This is a genomic window from Burkholderia sp. KCJ3K979 (assembly GCF_016759955.1).
Lineage (GTDB): Bacteria > Pseudomonadota > Gammaproteobacteria > Burkholderiales > Burkholderiaceae > Burkholderia > Burkholderia orbicola.
Map to the genome: position 1 here is coordinate 1 of NZ_JACFYV010000288.1, position 7,207 is coordinate 7,207.

General features: G+C 61.2%; 6 protein-coding genes. 2 read left to right on the forward strand and 4 right to left on the reverse strand.

From position 1 onward, the window contains the following. From H3O04_RS32625 to H3O04_RS32635, 3 genes are all read right to left on the reverse strand, one after another. Positions 1-1,138 (reverse strand): hypothetical protein (locus H3O04_RS32625; RefSeq protein WP_202589259.1); only part of this gene is annotated, 1,138 nt, incomplete at its 3' end. Positions 1,139-1,192: 54 nt separating this feature from the next. Further along, on the reverse strand, positions 1,193-1,900 hold the full coding sequence (locus H3O04_RS32630) for a nucleotidyltransferase (protein WP_237666518.1): 708 nt from the start codon (positions 1,898-1,900) through the stop codon (positions 1,193-1,195). A 911-nt stretch (positions 1,901-2,811) separates the two neighbouring features. Beyond that, a complete protein-coding gene (locus H3O04_RS32635; RefSeq protein ID WP_062885772.1) occupies positions 2,812-3,225 on the reverse strand; it encodes a winged helix-turn-helix transcriptional regulator in 414 nt (137 codons plus the stop codon). Between the two features lie 92 nt (positions 3,226-3,317). Between H3O04_RS32635 and H3O04_RS32640 the strand changes: the two genes are divergently transcribed. Next, a complete protein-coding gene (locus H3O04_RS32640) occupies positions 3,318-4,271 on the forward strand; it encodes an aromatic alcohol reductase (protein WP_062885773.1) in 954 nt (317 codons plus the stop codon). A gap of 378 nt (positions 4,272-4,649) precedes the next feature. On the opposite strand, the gene pdxR is transcribed toward H3O04_RS32640, so the two are convergent. After that, positions 4,650-6,092, reverse strand: a complete 1,443-nt coding sequence (pdxR, locus tag H3O04_RS32645; RefSeq protein ID WP_124489443.1) for a MocR-like pyridoxine biosynthesis transcription factor PdxR — start codon at positions 6,090-6,092, stop codon at positions 4,650-4,652. Positions 6,093-6,253: 161 nt separating this feature from the next. On the opposite strand from pdxR, the gene H3O04_RS32650 reads away from it, so the two are divergent. Then, on the forward strand, positions 6,254-6,700 hold the full coding sequence (locus H3O04_RS32650) for a carboxymuconolactone decarboxylase family protein (RefSeq protein ID WP_062885775.1): 447 nt from the start codon (positions 6,254-6,256) through the stop codon (positions 6,698-6,700). Positions 6,701-7,207: the final 507 nt, after the last annotated feature.

Here is a 7,207-nt window from a genome sequence, read left to right on the forward strand (position 1 = left end):
GCCCCGCCATCCGCCCCCGCCGTTGCGCGAGTTCGGACATCTGTTCGGCCGTGGGCAGATAGACCGCAATCTCTCTGGCCCAGCGCCCCAGCCCCTGAATCTCCAGTTCGAGCCGAATCGGCAGCCGCTGATTTGTCGGCGCTTCCGCGAGCAATTCAAGCTGACGTACCCGCGTCACGCAGCGCAGCGGCGTAGTTTCCCGTTTACCGAGGGGATCGCTGTAAGGCACCGAGGCCTGGCGCACCACCTCGAGTTTGAGCAGCAGGTCGAGCCACGGCGATCCGCGATAGGCCTGGAAGTATTCGAAGAAACGCACCCCGAACGACGGATGCAGCGGGCTCTCGCCTTGTTGCATCGACAACACCTCGCGCACACGCTGCGGCAGATAGTCCACGCCGCTGACGCGGGCAATCGCGCCGCGGTCGTCGAGATACAGATCGTCGGTTTCCGCGTGCAGGGCCCACCCGCTGCCGAGGTCGCTCACGTCTACGCGCGCCGCACCGGGCGCCACCGTGCACCGAAGGTGGTAACCGGCGTCCTGCTTCGCGAGGACCGGCGCCGCGGCGAGAACACGGCCGTCGCCCAGTTCGTTGCTGAGCACATAGCGATCCTCGGGAGACAGGCGTCCGAACCGGTCGATGTAGTCGACGACCCCTTGGAGATCGCCGATCAGGAAATGCCCGAGCCGCAGCGTCCATCCACTCGCGTCGACCTGTGTCAAATCGCCCGTGCAGACGATCTCGGGGCCGATCGCAAGCAGCCCCGCCGCGACCAGCGCGGGCTGCCCGGTGCGCACGGCCCGCTTGCAGGCGTCCTCGTGAGCCTGTTTCATCGCGCGCAGCCGCGGTGCGGTATAGGTGACGCTGTCGCGGTCGATCAACCGAGCATGGTCGACGCAGAGCCAGATCGCGTTGTCGATGCTGCTACGCGCTTCCGGCGTCATCGTCGCATCGTAGCGCCGGCCGCCCGGCGCGGCGGCATGGATATGGGCGGCCTCGCCGATCGTGGTGCTTCTGTCGGCCCCTTCGTCGCTCGGCCCGACCGTCAGCTTGCCGCAGCCGGTGAACGCGCAGTGCCAGCCGGCATTCGCCGCGACCGCCTGCCGCACTTTCTTGCTGAAATCGTCCCGCTGGCTCATCCGCGCCTCCCGCGCATCGTTATCCGGATCGGCCCTCTCGCCGCCGACGCGCCCTCATGCGCCCCAATCGTCCCAATACGCCAGGGTCGCCGCGAGAAAGGCCTCGCATTGCGCCGGGGCCCAGCAGGTCGGCGCGTTATCGCGCAACAGGTAATACTGCCGGTTGGCGCACACCAGCTGAGTCTTATCCGCCTCGGTCACCAGCCAGTTGTAGACGTTGACGAACGTATCCCCATAGCTGCCGACGAACTTGTCCACCGGCACGTTGTACAGCAGGCCCTCGAGATAGTAGGACGGCGCGGCGCCAGCCTCGATCGCGCCCGCCTCGACCAGCGCGCTGCGCAGGTTCTTCCAGATCCGCACCATCGGCTTGAGCCGCTGCTGGGTGGCCTGATGCTGGGCGGTAAGGTTCTCAGCGTGTTGCTTGGGATAGTTGGCGATCCGCGTCCCCGCCGCGTCGTAGAAACAAATGCCTTCGTCGTAGGACTGGTCGCGCAGGCCGTTGAAGCGGTAGTAGCGCCGGTAGCCAATCGCCGCGATCACATCCGCCTTGCGGCGCACGCCGCGCGCGGCGATGGCGATCGCCTTGTCGCCGACCGTGACGTCACCGCCGTAGGCATCCGTCAGGACCGACACCACGTCCTTCTTGAAATCCCGGTGCGCATACACCGCGTCGTGATACGCCGCCCTCCAAGCGGTTTTCTGCTCCTCGCTCAACGCCTTCAGGTCCTGCTGGAAGCAGTCCTTCAGCAGGATCACCACGTCGACATCGCTCTCGGCGTAGATATTCGTGGCGTTGCCGTAGGAGCCCTGCCGTAGATCAAATTAAAGTTGTCACCGTTTGGGAAGTAAAAATGTCACTTCGCCGCCTCGCGCCGGCGATGAAGAGCGAAACCGTCGTGAATTCATGGGATTGCACGTCGCGAACTAAAGTTGTCACCGGCCACGGTGTTGCGAAGACCAGTGTCAACTGCCGCGCGGCGCCGTTGCAGCGCCGGCAACCCCTGTCACGCGTTGTGCGAAACCCGAGTTTGAATGGGTGATCGTACTGTCGTGATAACAAAGCTTATCTCGTTACCAGAACGTTCGGCGAGGTCGGCAAACAAGCCCGTGCGCCGTCGAGCGGCCGTTCTGGAGCCGTGCGAGAGGCGCTTCGCGACCCACTCCGGTCAGACAGCCGCCTCCAAACCGGTCAGTCAGTCGAGTCAATGTTTTCGCGAACTGGAGCACCATAAAGCGGACGTTGGCGGCCTCACCCAATCGGGCCACTTGCGGGCGTTCGACCGCGCTCTCGCGGCGGACATTCGAACGTCAGTTCCGCTCAGCTATCAGACTCTGCCTTGTCGAAATGTGCCGTCGTGCTTCGGCGGCCCGATTGGCGACGCGTAGCGTGATCATCGAAGATTTGAACACTGGCGTTGGCGGTGTTAGCGCTTGCGTCACCTGCTGACTGAGAATTCGCAGTACAGGACAGTTTTCCCCGATAACAATCAATCTTCGTGCGCCAGCCGAAACAAGACATCAGCGAGGGGCGCGAATCTTGGACGTTGCGGCTCGTTGGGATGGATAGACGACGAAGTAAGAAATGCGCGGCCGCCATAAGCCTTTCACTCAGAGACGTCAATCCTTATCCCCGCCAGGGAAGCAGGGAATGCAAATCAACAATCGGCAAGCTACGAGCTCGCGTCGCGGTTCTGGCTGTCGAAAATCCGCCTCGCTTCTCTGAAGCGGTCCGCATTCTCGACAATCCAGGTCCACAACGGGACCATGCGAACGAGCAGGTCCATGCCCGTGTCGGATAACTCGTATTCGACTCTAGGGGGCACTTCATCGAAATCGTGACGGAGCACCAGACCGTCACGTTCGAGTTGTCGTAACGTGCGCGTCAACATCCGCTGAGTCACCCCGTGCATGCGCCTGCCGATTTCGGCATGGCGCAGCCTGCCGTACACGCCAAGCGTGTGGACGACACCGAGCGACCAACGACTCCCGGCGTGTGCGAGCACCTCTCGCCGCAGTCCGTCATCATCGTCTCGCAGGCCGTCGCAAACGGTTTGCGAATATCGGAGAAGTTCGTCTCGATCCAACTATCTGGCTCCCAGTATCACGCATGTGCCTTCTTTCATACACGTCCATGCATTGCTAGACTGCCGCAACACATTTCTCAGCAGGCTAGACGATGAACCAAACAGATCCTAACGCCACGTCTCAAAACATTCTCGTGCTCGGTGCTGGCGAACTTGGCCTTCCAGTGCTACGCAATCTCGCACGTCGAGCGAAGGACGTGGCCGGCGCGAAGATCAGCGTGCTGCTGCGCGCAAGTGCCGTTGAGTCCAATGCACCAGCCAAGCAACATGATATCGCGGAGATTCGAGACCTTGGGATCGAGATCGTCGTGGGCGATCTTGTGAAGAGCTCTATTGATGAGCTCGCAGGCGTATTCGCAGGATATGACACGGTAATCGGTTGTGCGGGCTACGCAGCCGGCATCGACACGCCGATGAAGTTGGCGCGGGCGGCGTTGCAGGCGCGCATCCCGAGGTACTTCCCGTGGCAGTTCGGTGTCGACTTCGATGTGATCGGTCGTGGCAGTCCGCAGGACATCTTCGACGCACAGCTGGACGTGCGCGAGTTGCTGCGCAGTCAGCACGAGACCGAGTGGGTCATCATCTCGACCGGCATGTTCATGAGCTACCTGTTTGAGCCAGACTTCGGTGTCGTTGACCTGCAAAACGACGCAGTCCACGCGCTGGGCAGCCTCGACACCGCCGTGACGCTGACGACGCCCGATGATATCGGCGCGCTGACTGCCGAGATCGTGTTCGCTCAACCCCGTATCCGGAACGAAATTGTATATCTGGCCGGTGACACCGTGACTTACGGGGTGGTCGCCGACAAGCTGCAAGCGGCCCTCGGCCGCCCCTTCAGTCGTTCCGAGTGGAGCGTGCAGTATTTGCTGGATGAGCTGGCGCGCGACCCGAACAACATGATGCGCAAGTATCGTGCGGCGTTTGCTCAAGGGCGGGGTGTCGCATGGGACAAGAGTGGGACGTTCAATCAACGCCATGCCATTCCAGTCACCGACGTAGCATCGTGGATCGACGCAAACCTTGCTTCGGGCCGCAGCGAGTAATCGTGAATCCGACCATCTAGGCAAACGGCATCGACGACTGCTTCCCCGGAAAGAAAGCCCGACCCCAGCGATGGGTGGGGGCTCCCGTATTCTGTACTGACTTCAACCGAATTCTGCTGGATGAAATCGACGTGTGAAAGCAATGTGGCAGCTGGCGGAAGTTGCTCGTCAGCGGTCGTTGACAGCGCTGAAGATTGGATGACGGGTTAGGGTCGGGCTGCGTCAGCCCCCTCTTCAAACTCATCGCCGGAAAGCGGCCAGTGGAATTCCGCTTCCGGAAGCGGCCAGTCGGCAGTGCGTACTCACGACCCGAAGTGGACCGCCGATATGCTGAGACGGATGACCGCAAAGCTCTCAATACCGGTCCATCCAAGCCGATCAAAAGAAACGATGGCTTGCATCGACGCCTCGATGTTGCGAGATGCGTGCTGAAACAACATCTTCGAGCGCATCACACGCCGCACGGATGTTGTCGGGCCGAAGATTCGTTACGCTCAAAAGTAGGCCGTTCCTCGCGAGCTCTGTCCGTAGGTACCACGCAGACAGCGCAGACGGTGCAAGATTTTCCTTGCGCGCGGAATGAACGATCTCCAGGTCATCGACGCCATCAGGCAACTTGACAATCAACCCCAATCCCGATTCCACGACCTCCGTAAACCGCTTTCTGAGCAGTTCAACAGCGAGATAGCGGCGCTCAGCGTAGACCTTCTTCATGTGTCGGAGGTGGCGCATGAAGTGTCCATCTGCGAGAAACTCGGTTAGTGCCAGCTGTGTCGTCCTATTCGGAGCAGGTGCCATTACTGAAACTGTTTCGACAACGCGTTCGGCCAGTGCGCGCGGCGCGACGACGAAGCCGAGGCCCAGCGCGGGGCTGATTGTCTTACTGAATGCGCCGATGTGGATCACGCGTTGCGCGCCATCACCCGCAGCCAAGGCGGGCGCCGCCCGTCCAACCAACTGTAGTTCACCCAGGTAGTCATCTTCGATGATCCAGGCATTCTTTGCTTCAGCCCATTCGAGCAGGGTACGTCTTCTCATCGGCGAGAGGGCGACGCCCAGCGGCGCATGTTGGCCTGGCGTAACCAGCGCTAACGCGGCATGCGGAGCACGAGCGATTCCTTCCTCGACACGTAATCCCTCGACATCTACGGAGATGGGGGCAACCGTAAGCCCCGCCAGCTCCAGAGCTTTCCTTCCGAGCGGATAGCCCGGTTCTTCGATCCACGCGGTGCGACCGTGAGCTCTGAGCGCGATCAGTGTAAGCATCAGTCCCTGACGGTATCCACTGGTCACAAAAACTTGATCGGGATGGCATTGAATCTGTCGGCTGATGGCCAAGTGACTGGCAATCTGTGCGCGCAAGCCGCGCTCGCCGCGAGGGTCGGCGTAGGTCGTGTATCCGGTGGCGTCCGCCCGGACAGCCCGCGCTCGCATTCGAGCCCAGACCTTGGCGGGGAATGCATCGTGAGCCGGTACGCCCATCTGGAACGGTAGTGGCGCGCTCGAATACGGTCGTGTAAAGGCATCCAGTGGCCCATCGAGCGGAATCTCGGTCTCGGTTGGCGCTGGAGGAAGTTGCGCGCAGACGCGTGTGCCGGCGGAGCCTGCGCCGACCACTAGCTTCTCGGAAGCCAGCCGCTCGTAGGCCACCAGAATCGTTCCGCGCGCGACGCCGAGCTGAGCAGCGAGATCCCTTCCAGAGGGTAACCGTCTTCCGGGTTGAAGACGGCCGTCGACAATCGCTTGCCTGAGGCTCGCGTAGATCTGCTCGCCAACGGGCGCCGCCGCAGTACGGTCTATCTCGATCGCAAGCGTGGGCATAGTCTTTGGCTCAGTCATTTCGCCAATTCTTGGGCCTGTTGTCCGTAATCTCGGGCTAGTAACGTCGCGTTATGTCATGAGTCACGCGCGAAGGGGAAGTAACCAACCCGCGACCGTGACCCAAGAGACGTTATTTTATGGCCAAACGGCAAAGGACAAAGATGACACGCTTGAACTGGAGCGAGATCGCACCGGACGGCGCAAAAGCGCTTTTCGGTGTCCATCACTATGTGACCAAAAGCACCAACCTGCCCGAGGAACTCATTCATCTCGTGTTCCTCCGTGTTTCACAGATTAACGGATGTGCCCATTGCATTGATATGCACAGTCGCGATCTTAGAAAGACCATGTCCATCGACAAGGTGACCCTGGTGCCCGTGTGGGACGAAGTCCCACACCTGTTCTCCGCTCAGGAGCGCGCCGCCTTGGCTTGGGCCGAAGAGGTGACTCTCGTCAGCGAAACGCATGCTTCAGATGAAGCCTATGCGGCGGCCTCGGCGGCGTTCTCGCCGAAGGAACTTGTCGACCTCACGATAACGATTGCCGCGATGAACGCCTTCAACCGTCTCGGCGCCCCATTCCGACTCCCGGTCGCCGCCAGGACGTGAGTTCACAGAGGCATCGGACGCCGACTCGACCGACTAAATCCGCGCTGTGTCGTCAAGCCAATGGATACGGTTAATTGCCGCAGCGGCTACTGAAAATGCATCAGCCAGTTGCGACCTCATGTAAAAGGGCGAGGCGGATACGGAGGTCGTGTGCACCTGCCGTTTCCAAGCTAAGGCTCGGTCCATAGCGTGCGAGTCAATCGAATCTGACCGGCGGTCATCCGCCAGGAAATGGTCACTCTCCTTGCGTCTTGTGCGGCCGCTTCTGGCTGCGTGGAGGCAATGCCACCTGCGATCTGCTCACCGAAGACCGGCCATTGAGCGAGGGCGGACGAGGCCTCGGTCAGCCAAACTGGACGACGACCTCGACCGGCCGCTCATGGCCGGAAGCCGTCAGTAGCGGCCGAGCCGCCACCGCCCATGCAGTCCTCCAGGGCGTGTCCGGGGCGGGGCGTCGCGACTGAACGATTCGCATACCGAGAATCGTATATAAATCATGCCTCTACG